At 64.4% G+C, this 24722-nt stretch carries 24 protein-coding genes; 14 read left to right on the top strand and 10 right to left on the bottom strand.

The annotated features are described in order from the left end of the window. Positions 1-80: 80 nt before the first annotated feature. Both metX and metW read left to right on the top strand, forming a co-directional pair. Positions 81-1169 carry a homoserine O-acetyltransferase MetX gene (gene metX, locus FHS69_RS08105; RefSeq protein WP_166777300.1) on the top strand — a complete coding sequence of 363 codons (1089 nt, stop codon included), beginning with the start codon at positions 81-83 and terminating at the stop codon, positions 1167-1169. Next, on the top strand, positions 1166-1765 hold the full coding sequence (metW, locus tag FHS69_RS08100; RefSeq protein WP_166777299.1) for a methionine biosynthesis protein MetW: 600 nt from the start codon (positions 1166-1168) through the stop codon (positions 1763-1765). The genes metX and metW overlap by 4 nt, the downstream gene beginning before the upstream one ends. Before the next feature lie 54 nt (positions 1766-1819). Here metW and FHS69_RS08095 read toward each other — a convergent pair whose 3' ends face one another. Then, positions 1820-2212, bottom strand: coding sequence for a VOC family protein (locus tag FHS69_RS08095; protein ID WP_166777298.1), 393 nt, complete (start codon positions 2210-2212; stop codon positions 1820-1822). Positions 2213-2329: 117 nt separating this feature from the next. On the opposite strand from FHS69_RS08095, the gene FHS69_RS08090 reads away from it, so the two are divergent. From FHS69_RS08090 to FHS69_RS08080, 3 genes are all read left to right on the top strand, one after another. Beyond that, positions 2330-2698: a hypothetical protein gene (locus FHS69_RS08090; RefSeq protein ID WP_224800641.1), complete on the top strand. Its 369-nt coding sequence runs from the start codon at positions 2330-2332 to the stop codon at positions 2696-2698. A gap of 143 nt (positions 2699-2841) precedes the next feature. Then, positions 2842-3177, top strand: coding sequence for a hypothetical protein (locus FHS69_RS08085; RefSeq protein WP_166777297.1), 336 nt, complete (start codon positions 2842-2844; stop codon positions 3175-3177). A 77-nt stretch (positions 3178-3254) separates the two neighbouring features. Beyond that, positions 3255-3926 (top strand): glutathione S-transferase family protein, encoded by a 672-nt coding sequence (locus FHS69_RS08080; RefSeq protein ID WP_166777636.1) that lies wholly within the window; start codon positions 3255-3257, stop codon positions 3924-3926. Between the two features lie 4 nt (positions 3927-3930). On the opposite strand, the gene mutM is transcribed toward FHS69_RS08080, so the two are convergent. Then, on the bottom strand, positions 3931-4746 hold the full coding sequence (gene mutM, locus FHS69_RS08075; RefSeq protein ID WP_166777296.1) for a bifunctional DNA-formamidopyrimidine glycosylase/DNA-(apurinic or apyrimidinic site) lyase: 816 nt from the start codon (positions 4744-4746) through the stop codon (positions 3931-3933). 221 nt (positions 4747-4967) lie between these two features. On the opposite strand from mutM, the gene FHS69_RS08070 reads away from it, so the two are divergent. The 4 genes from FHS69_RS08070 to FHS69_RS08055 are packed head-to-tail and all read left to right on the top strand — an operon-like array spanning position 4968 to position 9466. After that, positions 4968-5699, top strand: a complete 732-nt coding sequence (locus FHS69_RS08070) for a class I SAM-dependent methyltransferase (protein ID WP_166777295.1) — start codon at positions 4968-4970, stop codon at positions 5697-5699. A gap of 4 nt (positions 5700-5703) precedes the next feature. Further along, the gene (gene ubiB / locus FHS69_RS08065) at positions 5704-7266 is read left to right on the top strand and encodes a 2-polyprenylphenol 6-hydroxylase (protein ID WP_166777294.1); all 1563 of its coding nucleotides are present in this window, start codon (positions 5704-5706) and stop codon (positions 7264-7266) included. Next, the gene (locus tag FHS69_RS08060; protein WP_243844595.1) at positions 7233-8378 is read left to right on the top strand and encodes a hypothetical protein; all 1146 of its coding nucleotides are present in this window, start codon (positions 7233-7235) and stop codon (positions 8376-8378) included. Before ubiB ends, FHS69_RS08060 begins: the two co-directional genes overlap by 34 nt. Beyond that, complete coding sequence (locus FHS69_RS08055; protein ID WP_166777293.1) at positions 8375-9466, top strand: hypothetical protein; 1092 nt, start codon at positions 8375-8377, stop codon at positions 9464-9466. The genes FHS69_RS08060 and FHS69_RS08055 overlap by 4 nt, the downstream gene beginning before the upstream one ends. On the opposite strand, the gene FHS69_RS08050 is transcribed toward FHS69_RS08055, so the two are convergent. Next, entirely contained in the window at positions 9423-9812 is a 390-nt protein-coding gene (locus tag FHS69_RS08050; protein ID WP_166777292.1) for a hypothetical protein, read from the bottom strand. The genes FHS69_RS08055 and FHS69_RS08050 overlap by 44 nt on opposite strands. A 125-nt stretch (positions 9813-9937) precedes the next feature. On the opposite strand from FHS69_RS08050, the gene FHS69_RS08045 reads away from it, so the two are divergent. Together FHS69_RS08045 and dut are read left to right on the top strand one after the other, a co-directional pair. Beyond that, positions 9938-11689 carry a bifunctional phosphopantothenoylcysteine decarboxylase/phosphopantothenate synthase gene (locus FHS69_RS08045; protein WP_208380290.1) on the top strand — a complete coding sequence of 584 codons (1752 nt, stop codon included), beginning with the start codon at positions 9938-9940 and terminating at the stop codon, positions 11687-11689. Next, positions 11682-12143: a dUTP diphosphatase gene (gene dut, locus FHS69_RS08040; protein ID WP_166777291.1), complete on the top strand. Its 462-nt coding sequence runs from the start codon at positions 11682-11684 to the stop codon at positions 12141-12143. Before FHS69_RS08045 ends, dut begins: the two co-directional genes overlap by 8 nt. A 69-nt stretch (positions 12144-12212) precedes the next feature. Here dut and FHS69_RS08035 read toward each other — a convergent pair whose 3' ends face one another. The 4 genes from FHS69_RS08035 to secB all read right to left on the bottom strand — a co-directional run bounded on the left by FHS69_RS08035 (position 12213) and on the right by secB (position 16224). Further along, positions 12213-12899: a DUF4136 domain-containing protein gene (locus FHS69_RS08035; protein ID WP_166777290.1), complete on the bottom strand. Its 687-nt coding sequence runs from the start codon at positions 12897-12899 to the stop codon at positions 12213-12215. Between the two features lie 162 nt (positions 12900-13061). Further along, positions 13062-14078 carry a tryptophan--tRNA ligase gene (trpS, locus tag FHS69_RS08030; RefSeq protein ID WP_166777289.1) on the bottom strand — a complete coding sequence of 339 codons (1017 nt, stop codon included), beginning with the start codon at positions 14076-14078 and terminating at the stop codon, positions 13062-13064. A gap of 19 nt (positions 14079-14097) precedes the next feature. After that, positions 14098-15663, bottom strand: a complete 1566-nt coding sequence (murJ, locus tag FHS69_RS08025) for a murein biosynthesis integral membrane protein MurJ (RefSeq protein ID WP_166777288.1) — start codon at positions 15661-15663, stop codon at positions 14098-14100. Between the two features lie 30 nt (positions 15664-15693). Beyond that, positions 15694-16224: a protein-export chaperone SecB gene (secB, locus tag FHS69_RS08020; protein WP_067502776.1), complete on the bottom strand. Its 531-nt coding sequence runs from the start codon at positions 16222-16224 to the stop codon at positions 15694-15696. A gap of 255 nt (positions 16225-16479) precedes the next feature. On the opposite strand from secB, the gene FHS69_RS08015 reads away from it, so the two are divergent. Genes FHS69_RS08015 through FHS69_RS08005 form a run of 3 tightly spaced genes read left to right on the top strand, consistent with a single transcriptional unit; the run spans position 16480 to position 18910 of the window. Continuing rightward, the gene (locus FHS69_RS08015) at positions 16480-17139 is read left to right on the top strand and encodes a Tim44/TimA family putative adaptor protein (protein WP_166777287.1); all 660 of its coding nucleotides are present in this window, start codon (positions 16480-16482) and stop codon (positions 17137-17139) included. 26 nt (positions 17140-17165) lie between these two features. Next, complete coding sequence (gene mltA / locus FHS69_RS08010) at positions 17166-18350, top strand: murein transglycosylase A (RefSeq protein WP_166777286.1); 1185 nt, start codon at positions 17166-17168, stop codon at positions 18348-18350. Next, positions 18347-18910, top strand: a complete 564-nt coding sequence (locus FHS69_RS08005; protein ID WP_166777285.1) for a Smr/MutS family protein — start codon at positions 18347-18349, stop codon at positions 18908-18910. The genes mltA and FHS69_RS08005 overlap by 4 nt, the downstream gene beginning before the upstream one ends. A gap of 53 nt (positions 18911-18963) precedes the next feature. Here the strand turns inward: FHS69_RS08005 and FHS69_RS08000 are convergent, their stop codons facing one another. The 3 genes from FHS69_RS08000 to ahpF all read right to left on the bottom strand — a co-directional run bounded on the left by FHS69_RS08000 (position 18964) and on the right by ahpF (position 24672). Further along, positions 18964-20475, bottom strand: coding sequence for a catalase (locus FHS69_RS08000; RefSeq protein WP_166777284.1), 1512 nt, complete (start codon positions 20473-20475; stop codon positions 18964-18966). 188 nt (positions 20476-20663) lie between these two features. Continuing rightward, the gene (gene katG / locus FHS69_RS07995) at positions 20664-22880 is read right to left on the bottom strand and encodes a catalase/peroxidase HPI (protein WP_166777283.1); all 2217 of its coding nucleotides are present in this window, start codon (positions 22878-22880) and stop codon (positions 20664-20666) included. A gap of 202 nt (positions 22881-23082) precedes the next feature. Then, positions 23083-24672 (bottom strand): alkyl hydroperoxide reductase subunit F, encoded by a 1590-nt coding sequence (gene ahpF, locus FHS69_RS07990; protein WP_166777282.1) that lies wholly within the window; start codon positions 24670-24672, stop codon positions 23083-23085. Positions 24673-24722 lie beyond the last annotated feature (50 nt).

Raw genomic sequence — 24722 nt, 5'->3', positions numbered from 1 at the left:
ATGAAAGAAAACCCGCCCTTCGACAAGCGGCAGGCGAGCGGATAGAGACAGGGTTTGATTGTTTCGCTGCAAGGTCCGATTTGAATACAAGCTCGCCATCGCTGGTCCTGCCCGCTGCGCTGCCGCTCGATGGCGGGGGCGTATTGCCGCGTGTCGAGATCGCCTATGAGACCTACGGGACGCTGGCCGAAGACGGGTCGAACGCGATCCTGCTGTGCCATGCGCTGACCGGCGACCAATATGTCGCCAGCGCGCATCCACTGACCGGCAAGCCCGGCTGGTGGGAACGTATGGTGGGCCCGGGCAAGCCGATCGACACCGACCGTTTCCACGTAATCTGCGCCAATGTGATCGGCAGCTGCATGGGGTCGACCGGGCCCGCCAGCCTCGCCGACGACGGGCAACCTTATGCCATGCGTTTCCCGGTCATCACCATTCGCGACATGGTGCGCGCGCATGTGGGACTGCTCGATGCGCTCGGCGTCGACCGGCTGCACGCGGTGGTCGGGGGATCGATGGGCGGGATGCAGGCGCTGAGCCTGGCGGCGAACTGGCCCGAACGCGCCGAGCGGGTGCTCGTCATCGCTTCGACCAGCCGCCACTCGGCGCAGAATATCGGCTTTCACGAGCTGGGACGGCAGGCAATCATGGCCGACCCGCGCTGGCAGGGGGGCGATTATTATGCGGGCGAGGCGCCTGACAGTGGCCTCGCCGTGGCGCGCATGGCGGCGCATATCACCTATCTTTCGGAAGAAGCGCTGACCGCGAAATTCGGGCGCAACCTGCAGGATCGCGAGGCCAAGACCTTCGGTTTCGAGGCCGATTTCCAGGTCGAGAGCTATCTGCGCTATCAAGGCAGCGGGTTCACCCAGCGCTTCGATGCGAACAGCTATCTCTATATCACGCGCGCGATGGATTATTTCGATCTTGCGGAAGAACATGGCGGACGGCTGGCCGATGCTTTCGCCAACAGCGCCGCCCGCTTCTGCCTCGTCAGTTTCGACAGCGACTGGCTGTATCCCACCGCAGAGAGCCGCCACGTGGTCCATGCGCTCAATGCCGCGGGTGCGCCGGTAAGCTTCGTCGAACTTTCGGCTCCGCACGGGCACGACAGCTTCCTGCTCGATGTGCCCGCGCTCGACCGGGTGGTCGAGGGGTTCCTGAAATGAACCCAGCCCCCTCCCAATTGCGGCCCGATCTCGCGGTCATTGCCGAACAGGTGACGCCAGGTAGCCGCGTGCTCGACATCGGTTGCGGTGACGGCGCGCTGATGCGCGCGCTGCGCGACAAGCAATGCGACGTACGCGGGGTCGAGATCGATGGCGCCAGTGTCGAACGGTGCGTCGCGCAGGGGCTTTCAGTGGTGCAGGGCGATGCCGATCGCGATCTTTCGGAATATCCCGACAAGGGATTCGACTACGCGGTGCTCAGCCAGACGCTGCAAACCGCGGTGCGCCCCGATCGCATGCTCGACGAATTGCTGCGCGTGGGTTCGCGCGCATTCGTCAGCTTCCCCAACTTCGCGCACTGGCGTACGCGCGCGGCGCTGATGTTCGGGGGGCGCATGCCGGTCACGCGCAGCATCCCGGTAAGCTGGTACGCGACGCAGAACATCCACCACGTAACCATCGCCGATTTCCGCGATCTTGCGCGCGAGAAAGCCGCCCGGATCGAGCGCGACTGGTATTTCGCCAACGAGCGGCCGATTGCGCGGTTGGGGGCCAATGCGCGCGCCGAATTCGCGGTGTTCGAGCTGTCGCGCTGAAGCGCCTTGGGGGGCAGGGGATGGCGAGGCCTGTCGCACACCCCCCTACCGAATTCAGCTCACCCGATGCAGGCCGCAGATCTTGTGGCCATCGAGATCGCGGAAATAGCACAGGTGCATCGACCCCATCGCGCTTTCGCGCAGGCCCGGCGGGTCTTCGATGCTGGTCCCACCCGCCGCGATCGCGGCGTCGTGCAATTCCCTGACCTGTTCGGGCGAATCGCACTTGAAGCCGATCGTCATCCCATTGGCGCAGGTCGCGGCTTCACCGTCGATCGGTTGCGACAGCGCCAGAACGTTGCCGTCATGGATGAAGAAGGCGCGCTTGATCCCGCTGTCTAGCGTGTTGTCGACCGCCCCCTGGACGCCGATTACCTTGAGCACCTTTTCGTAGAATGCCTTGGATTTCTCGATGTCGTTGGTGCCGATCATGATGTGATTGAACATGGGCGATCTCTCTCCTTTGAGTTTCGATTCGCTACCTTAAGGGCGCGTGTCGGGCTGGCAAGCGGCGAAAGCGGTCTGGTCGCTTGCGGTTCATCGGGGCGGGCGTAGAAGCGACCCATGACCATGCTTTTCACTCCGCTCGTACTGGCCCTTGCACAGGCAGCGGCCCCCGCCCCTGCGGCTTCGCCCCTGCCCGACCTCACTCTCGAACAGGCCAGCGCGCTGCGCTGTTCGGTCGCATTCGGGCTGGTCCATCAGGCGCAGCGTGCAGGTGATGGATCCGCCAGCGACTATCCGGTGATGGCGCAGCGGGGGCAGGAATTCTTTGTCCGCACCACTGCGCGGCTGATGGACGAAACCGGCGCCGACCGCGAAACGGTCATGGCGCTCGTCATGCGCGAGCATGCAGCGCTGGGCGAGACCCCCGGCCGGGTGGATGACGTGATGCCCGCCTGCCTGCTGATGCTCGACGCGTCGGGGCTGTAAGCCTGCGTTCAGTCGCGAACGGGCATCGTCGCGCCTCCGCAAATTGCCGGGGTTCCGTCATGCTTCGCTTTGTCCTGCCCGCTTTCTTCCTTTCGCTTGCCCTTCCGGCCGCGGTGTCTGCTCAAGCCACCGATAGGGAAGGCTTGAGCGATCTGGGCGAGCAGATGCGCGATCCCGCCTACCAGCGCGACATGGCACTGATGCTGCAAGCAATGACCGAGGTGCTGCTCGACATGCCGGTTGCGCCGCTGGCGCAAGCGGCTGCCGAGATGGCGGACAAAGAGACGCGCGACATCGATCCCGACCTGACGCTGCGCCGCATGGTTCCGCAATCGGACCGCGCAGGGGAAGAGGTCGCCCGCGTCGTCCCGCGCGCCATGCAAGCCGCAGGCAGCATGGCAGAAGGTCTGGCCGCAATGACCCCGCTGTTGCGCGACATGGCCACCCGGATGCGGGCCATCGCTCCGCAAGCCGACTGATCCACCGCTAATTGCTGCGCGGACTGGCGCGCTGCAGTGGACGCATGGCTACCGTCTGTGGCAAGGCGAGAGAATCCATGTGGCAGCTCTACCAATTCCCCCTGTGCCCCTTCAGCCGCAAGCTGCGCCTGCTGATGGGCGAGAAGAACATCGCCTATGAACTGGTGCGTGAGCATCCGTGGGAGGGGCGCGATGAATTCTGGCATCTCAACCCCGCAGGCCGCACCCCTGTCCTCCATGATCGGGCGCGCAATACAAGCCTGTCCGACAGCCAGGCGATCTGCGAATTCCTCGAGGAAACGGTCGACCGCAATCCGATGATCAACGGTGCCGCGCTGCAACGCGCAGAAATTCGCCGGCTGGTCGCGCTGTTCGACGAAAATCTCTATGCCGACGTGACCGGTCCGTTGCTGCATGAACGGATGAAGAAGCGGCTCGTGCTGCGCCAGCCACCCGATTCGCGCATGCTGCGCGAAGCGATGAAGAACGCGCATGCGCATCTCGATTACATCGACTGGCTGATAGACACGCGCCAGTGGATCGCCGGTCCGACGCTGAGCCTCGCCGATCTCGCCTGCGCAGCGCAGCTATCGGTGGCCGACTACCTCGGCGGGATCGACTGGAAGGGCCACGACCAGACGCGGCACTGGTACTCGGTGATGAAGAGCCGCCCGAGCTTCCGTCCGTTGCTGAGCGAAAAAATGGAAGGCCTGTTCCCGCCGCCGCATTACGCGCTGGTCGACGCCTGACCTTTCACTTCTGACAGACCGGGCAGAACCATGTGCTGCGCCCGCTTTGCACGATCCGCCTGACAGTCCCGCCATCCTCGTGATGGCAGGCTTCGCCTTCGCGGCCGTAAACGTGGAAGCGGGTGGCGAAATAGCCGAGATTGCCATCGGGTTGTGCGAAATCGCGCAGCGTCGAACCGCCATCGCGGATTGAACGGGTGAGCACATCCTTGATCGCGGGGACGAGGCGGCGCAATTGGGGCATCGTCACTCTGCCACCCGCCTTGCGCGGGTTGATCCCCGCCTGCCACAGCGCCTCGCAGACATAGATGTTGCCGAGCCCGGCGACGATCCGCTGGTCGAGCAGCAACAGCTTGATCGCCTGCTTCCGTCCCTGCGTGGCTTCGCGCAAATGCTCTGCCGTCAGCGCATCGCCCAGCGGCTCGGGACCAAGCGCGGCGAAAGGCGGCCACGCATCGAGTTCGGGTGCCAGCAGCAGGTCGACCGAACCGAAGCGCCGCGGGTCGTTCAACGCGAAGACGTGTTCCCGGGTCGCGAGTACCAGATGGTCATGCTTGTCGGCATCCTCGGGATCGATCCGCCAGCGTCCGCTCATGCCCAGGTGGAACACCAGCGCGTGGTCGCGGTCGGTATGGATCAGTCCGTATTTTGCGCGGCGCGACAGGCTCGAAACCGTCGCGCCGGTCATTGCTTGCACCAGATCGGGCGGGAATGGGCGGCGCATGTCGGGTCGGTTGACCCGTACGCTGACGATCCGCTCGCCCTCGAGGAACCGGGCGAGGCCGCGAACGGTGGTTTCGACTTCGGGAAGCTCGGGCATGATCACGGGGCGGGTAACAGGGAGTCGTGCTGGCGTCTATTCGCTCCCTTCTGTCGCTGCGTCCGGGCTGTCGCGGGCCCCTTCGCGACGTGCCACGGCACGCTGTATCTAGGGGGTCGGGAGGGGCGTGCGATGGCATGGCAGGAGAAACGCGGATGCGCTTGACGCACGCCACAAGGACTCATGGACTGCGCTGAAAACATTCCCTAACGCCCATTCCCATGAGCGAAACCGTTTCCTTCGGCTATGAAGACATCGACGCGACCGAGAAAACCGGCCGGGTCGGCGAGGTCTTCTCGAACGTCGCCGCCAAATACGATATCATGAACGATGCGATGTCGGGCGGCATGCACCGCCTGTGGAAGGACCGCTTCGTCAAGCGCGTCCGCCCACAGCCGGGCGAGGCAATCCTCGACATGGCTGGCGGCACCGGCGACATCGCTTTCCGCATGGCGGACCGCGGCGCCAGCGTGACGGTGTCGGACATCAACCAGGACATGCTCGATGTCGGCATCGAGCGCGCGATGGAACGCGGGATCGACGGGCTGGTGTGGAGCCGTCAGAACGCGGAAGAGCTCGACTTCTCGAGCCGCATTTTCGATGCCTACACCATCGTCTTCGGCATCCGGAATGTCACCTTCATAGACAAGACGCTGCGCGAGGCGCACCGCGTGCTCAAATTCGGCGGGCGGTTCTATTGCATGGAATTCAGCTCAACCGACTGGCCGGGTTTCAAGGAGGTCTACGACCTCTATTCGCACAGGATCATGCCACAGATCGGCAAGGTGATCGCCAATGACGAGGACAGCTATCGTTACCTCGCCGAATCGATCCGCCGCTTTCCCAAACCGCCCGAATTCGAGGCGATGATCCGCGATGCCGGTTTCGAGAACACGAGGGTGGAGTCGATCCTCGGCGGTGCGGTCAACATCCATTCGGGGTGGAAGGTCTAGCAACTTGGCTCGTCCGGCGACGCATATCTGGCGGCTTCTCAAATGGGGCCGCACACTGGCGAGACACGGCGCGCTGCGCGGGATCGAGCGCGACCCCAATACGCCCGCGCCGGTCAAACGGCTTGCCCGGATTGCCCGCTTCGGCACGGTGCAACCGAAGGAGCCCGACTACGCGGGCGCCTTTCGCGACATCGGTCCCGCCGCGATCAAGCTGGGTCAGACGCTGGCCACGCGGCCCGACCTCGTCGGCGAGGATGCGGTCCGCAATTTGCTGACCTTGCAGGACGACCTGCCCCCGGTAAGCTTCGACAAGATCCGCGCCAGCATCGAAGCGAGCTTCGAGCAGCGGCTGGAAAACCTCTATAGCGAATTCGACCCGGTGCCCGTCGGCGCGGCCTCGATCGCGCAGGTTCACCGCGCCGTCACGACCGATGGCCGGCAGGTCGCGGTCAAGGTGCTGCGCCCCGGTGTGCGCGAACAGTTCGCGCGCGATATCGAAACCTACGAGTGGGCTGCAGCGCATGTCGAGGCGATGGGCGGCGAAGCCATGCGCCTGCGCCCGCGGCTGGTGATTGCCAATTTCAAGCGCTGGACCAATCGCGAGCTCGACCTGCGCCGCGAGGCGGCGAGCGCGTCGGAACTGGCCGAGCACATGGTCGGCACCGAGGGCTACGAAGTGCCCGGAATCGACTGGGACCGCACCAATGGCCGTGTGATGACCGTCGACTGGATCGACGGGATCAAGATCAGCAACACAGAAGCGATCCGCGCGGCCGGGCACGATACAGCCGAGCTCGCCAACCGGCTGGTGCTGGCTTTCCTCAAGCAGGCGATCGCTTCGGGCTTTTTCCATGCCGACATGCACCAGGGCAATCTGTTCGTGAAAGCGGACGGCACGATCGCCGCGATCGACTTCGGGATCATGGGCCGGATCGACCGCCGCGCGCGCATGTGGCTGGCGGAAATTCTCTACGGTCTGACCACGGGCAATTACCGGCGCGTCGCGGAAATCCATTTCGAGGCGCAATATGTGCCGAGCTACCACAATGTCGATGAGTTCGCGACCGCGCTGAGAGCCGTCGGCGAGCCGATGCGGGGCAAGCCGGTGAGCGAACTCAGTGTCGGACAGATGCTCGACGGGCTGTTCGCGATCACCCGCGATTTCGACATGCAGACGCAACCGCACCTGCTGCTGCTGCAGAAGACGATGGTCATGGTCGAAGGCATCGCGACACAGCTCAATCCGAGCATCAACATGTGGGATACCTCGGCCCCGTACGTGCGCAGCTGGATCCGCGACGAACTCGGCCCCGAGGCGGCAATCGCCGACCGCATCCGCGAGGACACCGAGACGCTGCTGCGCATTCCCGAACTCGTCCGCCGGATAGAGGACCGCTTTCCCGCCAAGGGCGGCGCGCCCGAACCGCCGCCCTTGCCCAAGGTCGAATTGATGTGGGAAAGGCGCCGACGCAAGGCGCGCAGTCGCGGCGTGCTGGGCTATGTCGTCGCCGCAGGGGCAGGGGGGCTCGCCGCATGGGCAGCAATGATGCAGGGGCTGATCGGCTAGCCGAACCGACCGCCAACAGTCCGGGCTGGGATCGTTTCGCGCATTGGGAGGTGTGGCCTGCACGGTTCCTGCTGGCAGTGCTGGCTACCCTTCTGGTGCTGGCCGCGCTTGCGTCGCTCACAGTACAGAAAGTCGCAGCACCGAACGGAAGCGAGCCCCCTTCAGCGGCACGTTCCGCCGCCGTGTCCGCAACCCAGCGTGACGACGATCTGCGCCTCTATGATCGCGTGATCGAACGCATCGCGAAAGGCGAGAGCTACTACGCTTTCATCGTCGCGGAACAGCGCGCGCGCGATTACCCTGTGCGACCTGCCGTCGCTGTTCGCTTGCCCACATTGGCCTATCTTCATGCCGCCTTGGGGGGCACGGGAATGGCGCTGGCAGCGCTTGTGCTCGCGCTCGCCGTGCTGCTTGCGTGGTGGCGCAGGCTTGGGGAAGAGCCGGGCGGGCAGGAGCACCGACTGCTGGCAATGGCATTGCTCGCAGGTGGTGCGGCGCTGGGGCTCAACCGCGATTTCTTCGTATTGCACGAATTGTGGGCGGGAATGTTGCTCGCTCTGGCCTTCGGCTTGCATCGTCCGGGACGCTGGGGCGCTTCGCTGGCGGTTGCTGCACTGGCATTGGCGATCCGCGAACACGCGCTGCCCTTCGTACTGCTGCTGTGCACGATGGCCGCCTGGCGTCGCGACTGGAAGGAGGCGGCTGCATGGGCGGCCCTCGTGCTGGCCTTCGCCGCCGGACTGGCCTGGCATATCGCGCAGATTCACCCGCAGGTCTTGCCAAGCGACCCACAGGGGCCGGGCTGGCTCGCGCTGCGTGGACTGTCGGGCTGGCTCGCGAACGTGGTCCTCAGTTCGAACCTGCGGCTGCTGCCACATGAACTGGCCGGCCCGCTGGTGGTGCTGGCCCTGTTGGGATGGAGTGGCTGGAGAACGCCTGCCGGGACCACCGGTTTTCTGCTGTATGGCGGATATGCACTGGCTTTCATGCTCGTGGGGCGCTCGAACAATTACTATTGGGGCGCAGTCATCGCGCCAGCCTTCTTCATCGGTCTCGCATTTGCCCCGCGGGCCTGCATCTCGTTGCTTCGCGCGGCACGAGGGCCGAAATGAAACTACCCTCTCACCCGCTTGCACACGTGCCGCGCTGGGCAGCGCTGGCGCTGCTTGCACTCACATTGCTGGGCAGCGCCTGGAATGTTCTCGCGCTCGACACGCGCGATCAGGCGCAACGTAGCGACATCGCCGAACGTACCGCGCGTGGCGAGCGCCCCGACATGGACCTATATCGCGCCATCAACGCGCGCGTCGCTGCAGGGGAATCCTATCATGCCGCAGCCGCGGCAGAACATCGCGAATTCGCTATGCCGACGAGTCCCTTCGTGACGGTGCGGACCCCCGTGCTGGCATGGACCAGCGCATGGTGGGGCGCCGATGGCTGGCGTACCATCGCTGCCCTGCTTTGGGGTGCCAATATGCTGGCGTGGTTCAACGCGTTGCGCGCTGACGGAATGGGACGCGCGCTGGCCGGCGGCGCGTTGGCGGGAGTGTTTGGCATGGTTGCCTTCATTCCCGATATCGCGTTCAGCCACGACATCCTCGCCGGGCTGATGCTCTCGCTTGCGCTCGCGCTGTCGGCGGGTCGGGCTTGGCCGCTCGCGCTTCTGCTGGCGGTTTTGGCAATCCTGCTGCGTGAACTGGCGCTTCCGTTCCTGCTTGCCTGGGGGGCAATCGCGCTGGCGGCGCGAGAGCGGCACAAGGCGCTCGCGATCGGTGCAGCGCTGCTTGTGGTGGCACTGGCTCTGGCCGGGCACGCTTGGGCCGTCGCGGCCGTGCGGCTGCCAGGCGATCTCGTTTCACCCGGTTGGAGCGGGTTTATGGGCCCTGCGCTGCCGCTTTATGGAATTCACGTCACCACGCTGCTGCACCTGTTGCCGACGCTGATTGCGGGACCGCTCGCCGTACTCGCGCTGCTGGGGTGGCTGGGCGCAGGCAAGCCTCGCGGCCTGTTTGCAGCCTTGTGGTTCACCGGCTTTCTCACCGCTGTGGCGCTGTTCGCGCGGCAGGAGAACTTCTACTGGATGGGCTTGTTCGTGCCCGCCTTCGGCATTGGGCTGGTGTTTGTCCCGCAGGCGCTGCGCGACCTGCTGTGCGCGCTCAGACGGCCTTCGCGCGTGGACCCCAATTGCGCATCGCGATAAGGATGACGAGGCAGTGGAACGCCTCCACCCCCATAGGAACCAGCCAGCCGTCGTAGGGGCCCTGCGCCACCAAATTGATGAAGCGGCCGGTCAGCGCGATCCCGAACAGACCCAACGCGGGCAGCAACAGTTCGGCGCGACGTTTCCACGCCCCGAATGCGAGCGAGAATGCGGTCACGTAGAAGAATGCGGTCATATCGCCGCGCAGGGTCGATTCGCCATGCGTGGTCTCGATCGAGAGGCCGAAATCGGCGGCCGCGCTGGCCGGATCGACGAGGAAGCTGGTACCAAGGACCAGGTCCAGTATCGCCAGTGCGAGCAGTATCGCGCTCAGAATCACATGCATGAAAGCCTCCCCGTTACCCTTTCCTTCACCATGTCAGGTTAGGCGGATAGGTACAAACTGCCAGTGCTACGCGCTGGCAATACGGGACTGGGGGCGCTAGCAAACGCAGCGATGAGACAATGGGTATGCACTTGCCGATCCGCGCCGGGGCGCGCGGGGCCGAAACCGCGGGGCGAAAGCGCAGCGTGAGCGGCCCGAAGATCCTGCTCGTTATCGGCGGGGGCATCGCCGCCTACAAATCGTGCGAGCTCGTGCGCCTGATCCGCAAGGCGGGTGGGGAGGTAACCTGTGTGCTGACCGATGGCGGCCAGCAGTTCGTTACCCCGATGGCGCTTGCCGCTCTGAGCGAGAACAAGGTCTATACCTCGCTGTTCGATCTCAAGGACGAGGTCGAGATGGGGCATATCCAGCTCAGCCGCGAAGCGGACCTCGTCGTGGTGTGCCCCGCCACTGCCGACCTGCTGGCGAAGATGGCCGCGGGCATCGCCGACGATCTGGCGACCACGCTGATCCTTGCGACCGACAAGCCGGTGTTGACCGTGCCCGCAATGAATGTTCGGATGTGGGAGCATTCGGCGACCCAGCGCAATGCCGATTGGCTGCGCCAGGCAGGCGTTGCGGTGATGGATCCCGACGAGGGGCCGATGGCGTGCGGCGAATTCGGCGCGGGGCGGATGCCAGAGCCGCCGTCGATCCTGGCGAGGATCGCGCAGGAACTCGACCTCGATCTCGACTTGCCCGAACTGGCTGCGCCGGCACCGGCGCAACTGGCCGCGCCGCTGGCCGGGGACATGTCGCCGGATGAAGGGCCCTTGTCCGAAGACTGGGCGGAAGAGCCCGAAACGGGCGGAGAAGCGGAGGACGCGGCGCCTTCCAACGGCGGGCTCGGCGGGTTGCTGTCGATGATCATCCCGCGCACCACCGAGACGCGCACGCATGACGAGATCGAGGCGGAGCTCGAAGCTCTGCCCGAGGCGGAAGAGGAGGCCGCGGCCGAAGAACCGCTTGATCTGCCCGTGCCGGACCCGGCAGCCGGGCCCATTCTGGCGACCAAAGGCAAGGCGGCGGCTGCGCCGCCGACCGATCCCAGCGCCCTGGCCTATGACCACGGCGCGGGGCTTCAGTCGGTCCAGACGCAGAGCGTTACCTTCGAGAATTCTCCGCTCGCCGGACAGGGGGCGTTCGATCCCGATCCCGAACATCGCCCGCTTTACGGCAAGCACGTGTTGATTACCGCGGGACCGACACGCGAACCGATCGACCCGGTGCGCTACATCGCCAACCGGTCGAGCGGGAAGCAGGGCTTCGCCATCGCCGCCATGGCCGCCGCCGCGGGCGCGCGGGTCACGCTGATCGCAGGTCCGGTCCATTTGCCCACGCCGGTGGGTGTCGACCGCGTCGATGTCGAAACCGCCGAGGACATGGCAGAGGAAGTGCGCCGCGCCTTGCCGGTCGATATCGCCTTCATGGTCGCTGCCGTCGCCGACTGGAAGAGCCGCCACGTTGCGGGCGAGAAGATGAAGAAGCGCGGCAGCGCCCCGCCGGCGCTGATTCTTGCCGAGAACCCCGACATCCTCGCCAGCACGGCGGCGGGCCGCAAACGCCCGACGCTGTTGATCGGCTTCGCCGCCGAAACGGAAAATGTGGTCGAGAACGCCAAGTCGAAGCGCAAGCGCAAGGGCGCCGACTGGATCGTCGCCAACAATGTGGCAGGCGATGTCGGTGAAAGCGTGATGGGGGGCGATCTCAACCAGGTGCATATTGTCACCGCAGGTGGAGTCGAAAGTCTGCCCGAAATGGCGAAGGAAGATGTCGCGCGCGAACTGGTGTTGCGCGCCGCCGAAGCGCTGGCCCCGGTGGAGGAAAGCGATGACTGATCGCATTGCGGTGCAGCTCAAGCGTCTGCCGCATGGTGAAGGGTTGGCACTGCCCGCCTATGCAACCCATGGCGCCGCGGGGATGGATGTGCTCGCCGCAGAGGATGTGACCATCCGCCCCGGACAGCGACACGCGGTCGCGACCGGCCTGTCCGTCGCGATCCCCGCAGGCTACGAGATACAGGTCCGCCCCCGTTCGGGTCTCGCTCTCAAGCATGGCATTACCGTGCCCAATACACCGGGCACTATCGACAGCGACTATCGCGGCGAGCTCAAGGTCATCCTGATCAACCACGGCGCGGAGGACTTCGCTATCGCGCGCGGCGATCGCATAGCGCAATTGGTGCTCGCGCCGGTCACGCAGGCGACGTGGGACGAAGTCGACGAGCTCGATGATACCGCACGCGGCGCAGGCGGCTTCGGTTCGACCGGCGGCCACGCCAAGCTCGGCTGATCGCTAACGAAAAAGGCGGCCCGCTTGTGCGGACCGCCCCTTCGCTCGTTTACCGCGACAGCTTGCGGGTCAGTCGACCCTGCGTACCGTCGTCTTTTCCGGCGCGATCGAGATACGCAGCGTCTCGCCCGAATTGCCGGGGAAATCGGTGAACATCGCCTCGACCAGATTGGGCACGAGGTACTGCAGTCGGTTCGAAGTCGAAATCGCTTCGGCTTTGCCTTCGAACAGGCGCTCGCCGGTCGCCGCGCGGTCGATCTTCATGTCGATACCGCTGGTGTAGACCGTGTAGCTGCGCACTTCGGGGCCACCGAACCACGGATCGTAATAGCCATAGCCCCAGCGGCTGCTGTAATAGCGCGGGCGATAGAAGCCGGTGCGCGCACGATAGCGGTACCACGGCGAATAGAAGGGGTCGCTGAACCCGGTCGAACGTACGCGCTCACGGCCTTTGTCGACGTCATAGTCGAAACGCACGAGCAAGGAAGCGTCTTCCGCCGAAGCGGCCTGCGCATAGCCGAGGCTGGCCATCTGGGCTTCGACCAGATCGGCATATTGCGCGAACTCCAGCCCACCGGCGAGCGCAGGATCGTCGGCGACCACGAAATAGCTTTCGCCCTGCGGCGCGGGCAGTTGCGACTGGAAGCGCGAGACATCCGCGCGGAACGGAGTGGCGCAGGCGGCGAGGCCCAGCAGGAGGACGGGAACGGAGGCGAGCTTGATTTTGCGCCCCCAACCCTTCGTCGGGTCGGTCATGCTCAATCCCTTTCGTATCGATGCGATCCTATCATGAACCGCCTGTACACGCAGCCTACCGCTTGCCGGGGGCACACTGCCATTGAATGTGCATGGGCGTAGACGAAATGCGATGAACGCGGATTGAATAGCCGGGTTCACATATGATGCAATTACCGCGACTTAGCGCACTAGGCCGAGCGCTGTATAGGCGTGGTCGAGCGTCGGGCCAGCCAGTTCGCGCGCTTGCGAGGCGCCACGCGCAAGGATCGCATCGAGCGATTCGCGATCGTCTTTCAATGCGACGAAACGGTCGCGGATCGGTTCGAGCACGCTGACCAGCAGTTCGGCCAGCGCGGGCTTGAACTGTCCGAAACCCTGCCCGCCGTATTCGGCTAGAACCGCTTGCGGATTGGAGCCTGCCAGCGCAGCAAAAATGGTCACCAGATTGAGCGCCTCAGCGCGCCCGTCGAGCCCGGCCAGTTCGCTCGGCAGCGGCTCGGGGTCGGTCTTCGCCTTCTTGACCTTCTGCGCCATTTCGTCGGTGGTGTCGGTCAGGTTGATGCGGCTCATGTCCGACGGATCCGACTTGCTCATCTTCTTCGTGCCGTCGCGCAGCGACATGATCCGTGCGGCGTCTTCGGGAATATAGGGATCGGGCAGCGTGAAGACCGGCGCATCTTCGGTGGCGAAGTCATTGTTGAACTTCTGGGCGATGTCGCGCGCCAGTTCAAGATGCTGCTTCTGGTCCTCGCCCACGGGGACATGCGTGGCCTGGTACAGCAACACGTCGGCGGCCTGCAGCACCGGATAGGTGAACAGCGCGGCGCTCGCGCCTTCGCGGTTCTTGCCTGCCTTGTCCTTCCACTGGGTCATGCGGTTGAGCCAGCCCATCCGGGCGGTGCCGTTGAGCAGCCATTGCATCTCGGCATGAGCGGGCACCTGCGCCTGGTTGAACAGGATCGCCTTGGCCGGATCGACCCCGCAGGCCACCAGCGTGGCGACCATTTCCAGCGTCGCTGCGTGCAGCACAGCGGGTTTGTGCGGCATCGAGATGGCGTGCAGGTCGGCAAGAAAAATCAGGCATTCGCCGCCCGCGGCCTGCGCCTCGTCCTGCAGCTTCACGTAATTGACGATGGCACCCAGGTAATTGCCCAGATGGGGTTTGCCGGTGGGCTGGATGCCGGAAACGACGCGCATGCTATTCTCTCGATCGGGTCTAGGTCTGGCGGCGCATCAACCGGGCGATGGTGGCCCGGTCGAGCACGCCGAGAAGGATGGCCGCGATGCCGTAGACCGCCGCGCCCGTCAATGTCACCGCCGCGATCCCGCCAGTGCGTTGCAGCGTGGTGCCACCGAACCACGGATCGAGCGGTTGCATCAGGAACCACAGCGCCACGCCCATTACCAGCGCGGCGACGAAAATCCTTGCAATGCGTCCCGCGATCCGCGCGGGCAGACGGAAGAAACCGCGTTTGGCGAGGATGACGTAGAGCAGCGCCACATTGCACCATGCGCCGATCGATCCTGCGACAGCCAGTGCGAGCACGCCCAGTCGCGGAACCAGCGCGATGTTCAGTCCCACGGTGACCACCAGCGAAAAGGCTGCGGTATAGACCGGGGTGCGCGTATCCTTGCGTGCGAAGAAATTGGGGGTCAGCACCTTGATCAGCACATAGGCTGGCAGCCCGATCACCAGCCCGCTCACCACCGTCCCCGTGATCATCGCGTCCTCGAGGCTGAAGGCACCCCCGGCAAAAAACACGCGCGTGAAGGCGCTGCCCGATACGAAGAGAGCTGCTGCGGCGGGAACGGTCAGCAGCATCGCCAGCTCGATCGCGTTCGACTGCAGGCGCTGCGCCTCTTCGTTCTCCTCGCGCGAGAGATAGCGCGACAGCGCGGGCAGGATGGCCGTGCCCAGCGCGATCCCGATGATCCCCAGCGGAAGCTGGTTCCAGCGGTCCGCCATGGCGAGATAGGTATAGCTGCCCACCTCTAGCGTGGAGAGGAAGAACAGGTCGACGAAGCGGCTGATCTGGTAAATGCCGGCGCCGAATACGGCGGGCACGATCAATATGCCCAGTTCCTTCACCCCGGGCGAGATGCGCGGCAGCACCATGCGGATACGAAAGCCCGCGCGGTGCATCCAGAAGGCCAGCCACACCAGTTGCAGCAGGCCAGACAGGCTCAGCGCGACCGACTGCCAGAAGGCGCTTTCGCGCCGCGCCATCACGCCTTCGCCGAGCGAGGCACCGTAAATGAGGGCGACGATCAGGCACAGGTTGAGCAGGATCGGTGCCGCCGCCGCCGCCGCGAAGCGCGACAGCGAATTGAGCACTGCGGCGACCAATGTCGCGAGACTCATGAACAGGAGGTAGGGGAAGGTGATGCGCGCCATCATCACTGCGATCGGTAGCGCCTCGGGATCGCTTTCGAGCCCCTCGGGCGCGAAATAGGCGACCACCCACGGCATCGCCACCATCGCCAGCCCGCCGAAGACGATCAGGATGGGCAGCAGCACCGACAGCACGCTTTCGGCGAAGCGTTGTGCTTCGCTCTGGCCTTCGACCATGCGGCGATTGAACAGCGGGACGAAAGCGCTGGCGAAAGCGCCCTCGGCGAACAGCCGACGGAAAATGTTCGGCAGCATGAAAGCCAGCTGCCAGGCATCGCCCATCGGCGTTGCGCCAAGCACGCGCGCAACGAGGATGTCGCGCACGAAACCGAACACGCGGCTGACCGCGGTCAGCCCGCCGATAGTCCCGACATTCTTGAGCAGGCTCATCGCTCAGAGCCTCCCGTACGCGTCAGCGGCTCAGGCTTCGCCGGCAGGCGCGCCTGCGCCCTGCTGCTGTTCCTGTGCCCGCGCGGCAAGCTGCTGCTGGTAGAGTGCACCGAAATCCATCGGGTCGAGCATTAGCGGCGGGAAGCCGGCATCGCGGCTGGCATCCGCGACCACGCGGCGCGCGAAGGGGAACAGGATGCGCGGTGCTTCGGCGAACAGGAAGGCATGGGCCTGTTCGTCGGGCAGGTTGCGCATGCCCATCAGACCGCAATAGTCGAGGTCGATGAGGTAAAGATTGCCCTGGCTGGTCTTGGCCGTGCAGGTGATCTTCAGCGTCACCTCGTGCACTTCGTCGGCAACCTTGTCGGCAGCGATGTTGACCTGCACATCGAGCTGCGGCTGCTCGTTCCACTGGAAGCACTGCGGCGCATTGGGGTTCTCGACCGAAAGGTCCTTGATGTACTGCGAGATCACGCCCGCGCTGGGCTGGTTGTCCGCGCCATTGGCGCCGGCTGCGGGATCCGCGTTCAGGTCGGTGAGAACGTCGCCTTGGTCGGCCATGTGAATTCGCTTTCCAGTTATCCGATGATGCTGGCCGCGCACGCCGTGGCAAACCGCGTCGGGCCGTCGGTGCGCGCGCCTAGCACTGTCCGTCGCGCGTAGCAATCCGCCAACCCCACCGCGTGACCCGTGCACCCGTCCCGTTCATCGCAGGCCCATTGTCGGTTTGTAATTCCTCCCTATCTAGGGCAGGACAGACGTTGGACTGCCGGAGGCGCTCGCCTTCGCGAATGAAGTGGGAAGCAGGTAACTTACGTGATCACCGAGATCGTCATCCTCGCCATGATCGCCGCCTTTCTGGGGCTGCGGCTCTATTCGGTGCTCGGCCGCCGGTCCGAGCATGAGGAGGAGGTCGTGCCGCACCGCTTCGACCGCGGCGATACAGCCAGCCAGCCACAGCAACAGCAGGCGCCCAAGCCGGTTCACCAGCCGGTGGTGCTGCGTGCCGGAGACAATCGTGCCCCCGCGAACGAGGCGGGTGTCCGGGCGATCGCGGCGGCCGATCCCGGCTTCGACCTGCTCGGTTTTCTCGAAGGCGCGAAGGGCGCCTACGGCATGATTCTCGAAGCCTTCTGGAAGGGTGACAAGGATACGCTGCGCGAACTGACCGACGACGATGTCTACGAAAGCTTCGCGCAGGCCATCGAGGCGCGCGAAGAGGCCGGCGAAACGCTCGACAATCGCCTGATCCGCATTGAGGATGCGACCGTGCGTTCGGCCGAACTCGATGGAAGCACTGCGCGTATCGCCGTGCTATTCGTCGCCGATATCGCGGCGGTCACGCGCGATGCCGACGGCACTGTCGTTGCAGGTTCGCTCGACGATGCGATCGAGAGCCGCGACGTATGGACCTTCCGTCGCAATGTTGGCGCAGCCGATCCGAACTGGGTGCTCGACGAGACCGACGAGGGCTGACGCCCGGCACAATTCGAGGGGGAACAATGCGCTACCTGCTGGTGATCGCTGCCACGCTCGCGTTGGCGGCCTGTGTCCGCATGGTCCCCGACATGCGCCCGGAAACTCCCGCTGCGCTTCCACCGGGCACGGTATCGAGCGCCGCTTTCGCGCCCGTCACGCGCGGGGTCGATGTCGATCAACTCGGACTGGGCGATGACGATGCCGGAACCGCGCTCGTTTCCTTCCTCGAATCCTGCCCTGCGATCCTCAAACGCGACGACCAGAGCGGGCTGACCTTCCCGGAAGACTGGCGCCCGGCCTGCGAGGCGGCATCGGCTTGGCCGGTGTCCGACGCGCGGCGTTTCTTCGCAAGTTTTTTCGAGACCGCGCGTGTGGGCGACGGTGCGGCGTTCGCCACCGGCTATTACGAACCCGAGATCCGCGGCAGCCGTACCCGCGCGCCGGGCTACGACGTTCCCGTATATGCCCCGCCGCCCGAGTTGGTCCGCGCTTGGCCCGATGACACGCCCGAGAGCGAGCGCAGCGGCCGCCCGCCCCTGGGCCGCTATGACAGCACGGGCCGGTTCGTCCCCTATTACGATCGGACCCAAATCGAACTCGGTGCACTTGCGGGGCGCGGGTTGGAAATCGCCTGGGCGGCCGATCCGGTCGAATTCTTTTTCCTTCAGATCCAGGGGTCGGGACTTCTGCGCCTGCCAGACGGTTCGCTCATGCGCATCGGCTATGCCGGGCAGAACGGACGCGAATATGTCGGCATTGGTCGGGTCATGCGCGAACGCGGACTTATCGGCGCAGGCACCGAATATACCACCTCGATGCAGGGGATCATGGAGTATATCCGCGACCACCCTGCGCAGGGACAGGACATCATGCGGCTCAACAAGAGCTGGATCTTCTTCCGCGAGCTCGCCACCGACGGACCGCTGGGTTCGCTCGGCGTGCCGGTGCGGCGCGAAGCCTCGGTCGCGGTCGATCCCAACTTCGTACCCTATGGCGCGCCGGTCTTCCTCGACCTTGAGCGCGACGAGGCGGACGGGTTGTGGATCGCGCAGGACACCGGCGGTGCGATCAAGGGTACCAACCGCTTCGACACCTTTTGGGGCAACGGCGCCGATGCGCGTGAGATCGCGGGTAGCATGAGCGCCAGTGGCCAAGCGCTGGTGCTGTTGCCGCGCGGCACGCTCGACCGTCTCGAATCCCGCCGGTGAGCTTTCCGCGCGGATTATCCGACGAAGAAGCCGCGGCGTGGGAGAAGCTCGCCGCGACCGTTCGCCCCTTGCACCCGCTTAAGCAGCCTGCGCGGGTGGCCGAGACACCAGAACGGGCTCCACCGCCGCCCAAGGCGATGACCGCGAAGCCGGCCGTGCGCAAGCCGCGTCCCGCGCCTGCTCCGCCGCCGTCACGGCCCGTGCCGGTACAGGATCGCGGCCTCGATTCGCACTGGGACCGGCGTCTCAAGTCGGGCCAACTGCAGCCCGAGATCACGCTCGACCTGCACGGGCACAATCTCGATGCGGCCTACGACCGGCTGATGGGCGGCATGGCGCAGGCCCGCGCCATCGGCGCACGGACGATCCTGCTGGTGACCGGCAAGCCCCGCCCGGTGGAAGCCGCCGACCGGGGCAACCGCCGCGGTGCGATCCGCGCCAAGGTGCTCGACTGGCTGGCGGCATCGAGCCACCATTCGGCAATCGCCGCCGTTCGGCGCGCGCACCAGCGGCACGGCGGCGACGGCGCACTCTACATCGTGCTCAAGCGAGGCGCTTAGGAAACCAGCGCCGGGCACCACATGGTGAGACCCGGCGCGATTGCCATGTTTGCCTAGCCTGAAATCGATTTGGCACTCGCCATGCCGGGTGCGGTCGATTTCCCGCCGAGCTTTTCGCGCACCGCGTCCTCGATCCGCTCGCCGATCGCCTGATCGACGTTCTTCCAATATTCGAAGGCGCGGACGAGGACCTTTTCACTGACGCCATCGGCCAAATGCCCCGCGACATTCGAAACGAAGCGGTCGCGTTGCGCATCGTCCATGACGTTGCGAACGAGCGCGCCCGCCTGGCTCCAGTCGTCATCGTCTTCACGCAGCGTGTAGGCCTGTCGCACCATGTCGCCATCGGCATGCCAAGTGGCTTCGCCACCGACCTGCGGCTGCGCAGCGGGGCCGCCGTAGGAATTGGGCGCATAGACCGGATCGACCGCGTTCTTCACGCGCATGTCGCCCGCACGTGAATAGGAATGGACGTCGGCATTCTTCGCCGAATTGACCGGGATCTGCTTGTAATTGACCCCGAGGCGTGCCCGATGCGCATCGGCATAAGAGAACCCACGTGCGAGCAGCATCTTGTCCGGGCTGAGGCCGATCCCGGGGACCATGTTGTTGGGTTCGAAAGCGAGCTGCTCGATCTGTGTGTCCCAATCGACCGGGTTCTCGTTCAGCACCAGCTTGCCGACCTCGATCAGCGGGTAGTCCGCATGCGGCCAGGTCTTCGTCAGGTCGAACGGGTTGATGCGATAGGTCTTGGCATCCTCATAGGGCATGATCTGCCATTTGAGCGTCCAGCTAGGGTAGTCGCCCTTGTGAATCGCATCGAACAGGTCGCGACGGTGGTAGTCGCTGTCCTCGCCCGCCTTCTGGACGGCCTCATCCTGCGTGAGATGTGCGTTTCCATCACCCAGATCGGTGTGGAAGTGGAACTTGACCCAGAACTTCTCGCCATCCTCGTTGATAAGCATGTAGGTATGGCTCGAATAGCCGTTCATCTCGCGCCAGCTTCTGGGCACGCCGCGGTCGCCCATCAGGTAGGTCACCTGGTGGGCGCTTTCAGGGCTCAGCGTCCAGAAGTCCCACATCATGTCGTGGTCCCGCAGTGCGTTGTCGGCGCGCCGTTTCTGGCTGCGGATGAAATGCTGGAACTTGAGCGGATCGCGGATGAAGAAGATCGGCGTGTTGTTGCCGACCATGTCGAAATTGCCCTCATCGGTGTAGAATTTGACCGAGAACCCGCGCGGATCGCGCCACGTATCGGGGCTGCCGCGCTCACCCGCCACGGTCGAGAAGCGCATCGCCACATCGGTCTTCACGCCCGGCTGGAACAGCCCGGCCTTGGTGTATCGCGATACGTCCGCGGTCGTCTCGAAATAGCCGAACGCACCCGAACCCTTGGCGTGGGGCTGGCGTTCGGGGATCCGCTCGCGATTGAAATTCGCCATCTGCTCGATGAGGTAGTGATCGTTGAGCACGATCGGGCCGTCGGGGCCGATGGTCAGCGAATGCTCGTCGCTCTGGACGGATATGCCGGCATCGGTGGTGGTGGGGGGAACCTTGTCGCCCATGATCGTGCCTTTCAGTAAAGAGTGATGCACTGACTACGGCGGCGTACGCTGAGGGGTTCCTTAACCCGCAATCGTAAAACACGTTCACGCTGATCGATCCGGTTGCTCCGGGGGCGATAGCGCATGAAAAAGCCCCCGACGCATGCGCCGGGGGCCTTCGGTGGACAGCCCGTTGGGGCCGCCTGTCTTCAGCCGTGATACTTGGCGTAGCGGATGTCGAACCGGTCGGCGTCCATCACCTTCGTCCAGACCTTCACGAAGTCCTCGGCAAACTTCTGCTCGTTGCCGTTCTCGGCATAGACTTCGGCGACCGCGCGCAACTGCGAGTTCGAGCCGAACACGAGGTCGGTCCGCGTCGCGTGCCATTTCACATCACCCTTGAGGCGGCACTTGCCGACGAATTCCTCGTCGCCGCTCTCGTCGACGACCTCCCACACCGTGCCCATTTCGAGCAGGTTGACGAAGAAGTCGTTCGACAGCACGCCCGGACGATCGGTCAGTACGCCGATCGAATTGCCATGCTGCGTGTGCTTAGAAACCGCGCCCAGCGCGCGCATCCCGCCGAGCAGCACGGTCATCTCGGGCATCGACAGGCCCAGCAGATGGGCCTTGTCGACCAGCATGTCCTCGGTCTTCACCGAAGCCTTGGTCTTGAGGTAGTTGCGGAAGCCGTCGGCGAAAGGCTCGAGCGGCTCCCAGCTTTCGGCGTCGAACTGGTCTTCGGTGGCATCGCCGCGGCCGGTAGTCACATCGACGCTGATATCGAATCCGCCATCCTTGGCCGCCTTTTCGACCGCTGCCGCACCGCCGAGCACGATGGCATCGGCCATCGAGATATCGCCGCGCAGCTCGTCGAGCTTCGCCAGCACCTTGCCCAGTTCTTCCGGATCATTAACCGCCCAGTTGCGCAGGGCATCGAAACGGATGTGTGCGCCATTGGCGCCGCCGCGATGGTCCGAATTGCGATAGGTCGAGGCCGAAGCCCACGCCGCCTTGACCAGCTCGCTGACACTCAGACCGCTGTCGAGTACTGCCTTCTTGAAATCGGCCACCGCGCTATCCGAAGGTGTGGTCCCGGCAGGGATCGGATCCTGCCAGATCAGTTCTTCGGCCGGAACCTCCGAACCGAGATAACGGACCTTGGGACCCATGTCGCGGTGCGTCAGCTTGAACCAGGCGCGAGCGAACGCATCGTCGAGCGCAGCCTGGTCGTTGAGGAACCGCTCGGAGATCTTGCGGTATTCGGGGTCGCGCTTCAGGGCCATGTCGGCGGTGGTCATGATCGTCGGGACCTTGGTGTTCGGGTCCCGCGCATCGGGTGCCATGTCCTCCGGATCAGGATTCACCGGGGTCCACTGGTGCGCGCCCGCCGGGCTCTGGGTGAGCTCGTATTCATATTTGAACAGCAAGCGGAAGTAGTCGTTACCCCATTCGGTGGGGTTGGGTGTCCATGCGCCTTCGATCCCGCTGGTGGTGATGTGACCCTTGCCGATTTCCTCGGGGTCGGTCAGCCAGCCGAAGCCCATGCGGTGCAGACCTTCGCCTTCGGGACCGCTGCCGAACGTGTCCGACGGTTCTGCACCATGGCACTTGCCGAAGGCGTGGCCGCCAGCGGTCAGCGCAACGGTTTCCTCGTCGTTCATCGCCATCCGGGCGAAGGTCTCGCGCATGTCGCGCGCCATGCCTTCGGGATCGTGCGGATTGCCGCCCGGACCTTCGGGGTTGACGTAGATGAGACCCATCTGGATTGCCGCCAGCGGGTTTTCCAGCGCCTTGCCCTCATCGGGGATTATGCGCGTCTCTACGCCCTGATCGACCCATTGTTCTTCAGAACCCCAATAGACCATTTCCGGCTCGAACACGTCCTTGCGTCCGCCGCCGAAGCCGAACACCGGCCCGCCCATCGATTCGATCGCGACATTGCCGGTGAGCACGAAAAGATCGGCCCAGCTGATATGCTTGCCGTATTTCTGCTTGATCGGCCACAGCAGGCGGCGCGCCTTGTCGAGATTGCCATTGTCGGGCCAGGAATTGAGCGGTGCGAAGCGCTGCTGTCCACTCGAAGCGCCGCCGCGACCGTCGCCGGTGCGATAGGTGCCCGCAGCGTGCCAGGCCATACGGATAAAGAACGGGCCATAATGCCCGTAATCGGCCGGCCACCATTCCTGGCTATCGGTCATCAGCGCCTTGAGATCTTCCTTCAGCGCCGCGTAGTCGAGCGCGTTGAATGCCTCGCAATAGTCGAAGTCCTCGCCCATCGGGTCGGGATTGCGGCCTTCGGTCTGGAGAATGTCCACCTGCAGCTGGTCGGGCCACCAGTCGCGATTGGTGCGCCCCAGCAGGTCGCGCGTGCCGCCGTTACCATGGAAGGGGCAGCCGCTCATTTCACCGGTTTTTGCATCCATTGTCCGTCTCTCCACTTCTAAAAGGACTCGATAAGATCTTCTGGATGCACGGCATGCGCCTTCGCCGGTGATCCGTCCAATCGATTGATTGCGTCGAATTGATTGCTTTTGCCGATGGAACGAGGCGCTCGGCGCCCAACACGAAAAACGTCGCCATCCGCTTGAAATGGCGACGCTTTCGTGTCTGCTATGTGACGCGAACTCAGGCGGCTTGCGCGATCTCATCGGCAGGTTCGGTGCGGATGAGATAGTCGAATGCAGAAAGCCCGGCCTTCGACCCTTCGCCCATTGCCACCACGATCTGCTTGTAGGGCACGTCGGTAACATCGCCTGCGCCGAACACGCCCGGAAGATTGGTGCGGCCTTCCTCGTCAGTGGCGATTTCGCCGTGCTTGGTCAGTTCGAGACCGCTTTCCTTAAGCCATTCGGTGTTGGGCACCAGGCCGATCTGGACGAATACGCCTTCGAGTTCGATCGTGCGCTCGTCGCCGCTCTCGCGGTCCTTCAGGCGCAGGCCGTTGACCTTGCCCTTGGCACCGAGGATCTCGGTGGTCTGGCCATTGGTAATGATTTCGACATTGGCCATCGAGCGCAATTTGGCCTGCAGCACTTCGTCCGCCCGCAATTTGCTGTCGAATTCGATCAGCGTGACGTGGCCGACGACGCCAGCAAGGTCGATAGCCGCTTCGACACCCGAATTGCCGCCGCCGATAACTGCGATGCGCTTGCCCTTGAACAGCGGGCCGTCGCAGTGCGGGCAATAGGCAACGCCCTTGTTGCGATATTCGGCTTCCCCGGGGACGCCGAGATTGCGCCAGCGGGCACCGGTCGCCAGGATCAGGCTGCGTGCTTTGAGGCTGGCGCCATTGCCAAGCTCGACCGTGTGCAGGCCGCCTTCCTGCTTGGCGGGCACCAGCTTCACCGCCTTCGCGAGATCCATCAGGTCGATGTCGTATTCGCCCACGTGGCGCTTCAGTTCGTTCGCCAGCTTTGGGCCTTCTGTATAGGGCGTGCCGGGGAGGTTCTCGATGCCCAGCGTGTCGTGCAACTGGCCGCCGAAACGTTCTGCCGCCACGCCGGTGCGAAAGCCCTTTCGCGCGGTGTAGATCGCGGTTGCCGCACCGGCGGGACCACCGCCGATCACCAGCACTTCGAACGGGTCTTTGGCGGACAGCTTCTCGGCTGTCTTGGCTTCGCTGGCAGTGTCGATCTTGGCGAGGATTTCGGCTAGTTCGAGCTTGCCGTTGTAGAAGGGCTCGCCGTTGAGGAAGGTCGCGGGGACCGCCATCACCTCGCGCGCTTCGACTTCGTCCTGGAAGGTGCCGCCTTCGATCAGCGTGGCCGTGACGCGCGAATTTTCAAGCGCCAGCAGCGTCAACGCCTGCACCACGTCCGGACAGTTGTGGCACGAAAGCGAGAAATACATCTCGAAGTTGAAATCGCCTTCGAGCCCGCGAACCTGTTCGAGCAGGTCCGCATCGACCTTGGGCGGGTGTCCACCGGCCCACAAAAGAGCGAGCACCAGCGAGGTGAATTCGTGACCCATCGGAAGGCCCGCGAAACGCACCCACTTTTCCGCATCGCTACCGCGGCGGATGATGAAGCTGGGCTTGCGCGCGTCGGTGCCGTCGAAGCTGGCGCTGACGAGATCGTGCAGCGTGGCAATCTCTTCGAGCAGTTCGCGCGTCTGTGCGCTCTTGTCGTCATCGCCGAGCGAGGCGACCAGTTCGACCGGTTCACGCAAATTGGCGAGATAGGTCTTCAATTGCTGGGTCATGGTTGCATCGAGCATGGACGGACTCCGGACGTCGGGTGAAACGGTGGGTCGAAAATTTCGCAGGG

Origin of the sequence: Qipengyuania flava (genome assembly GCF_011762005.1) — a bacterium.
GTDB lineage: Bacteria > Pseudomonadota > Alphaproteobacteria > Sphingomonadales > Sphingomonadaceae > Qipengyuania > Qipengyuania flava.
Note: the sequence above shows the minus strand (reverse complement) of the source record. Positions and strands in the feature narration are given on the sequence as shown.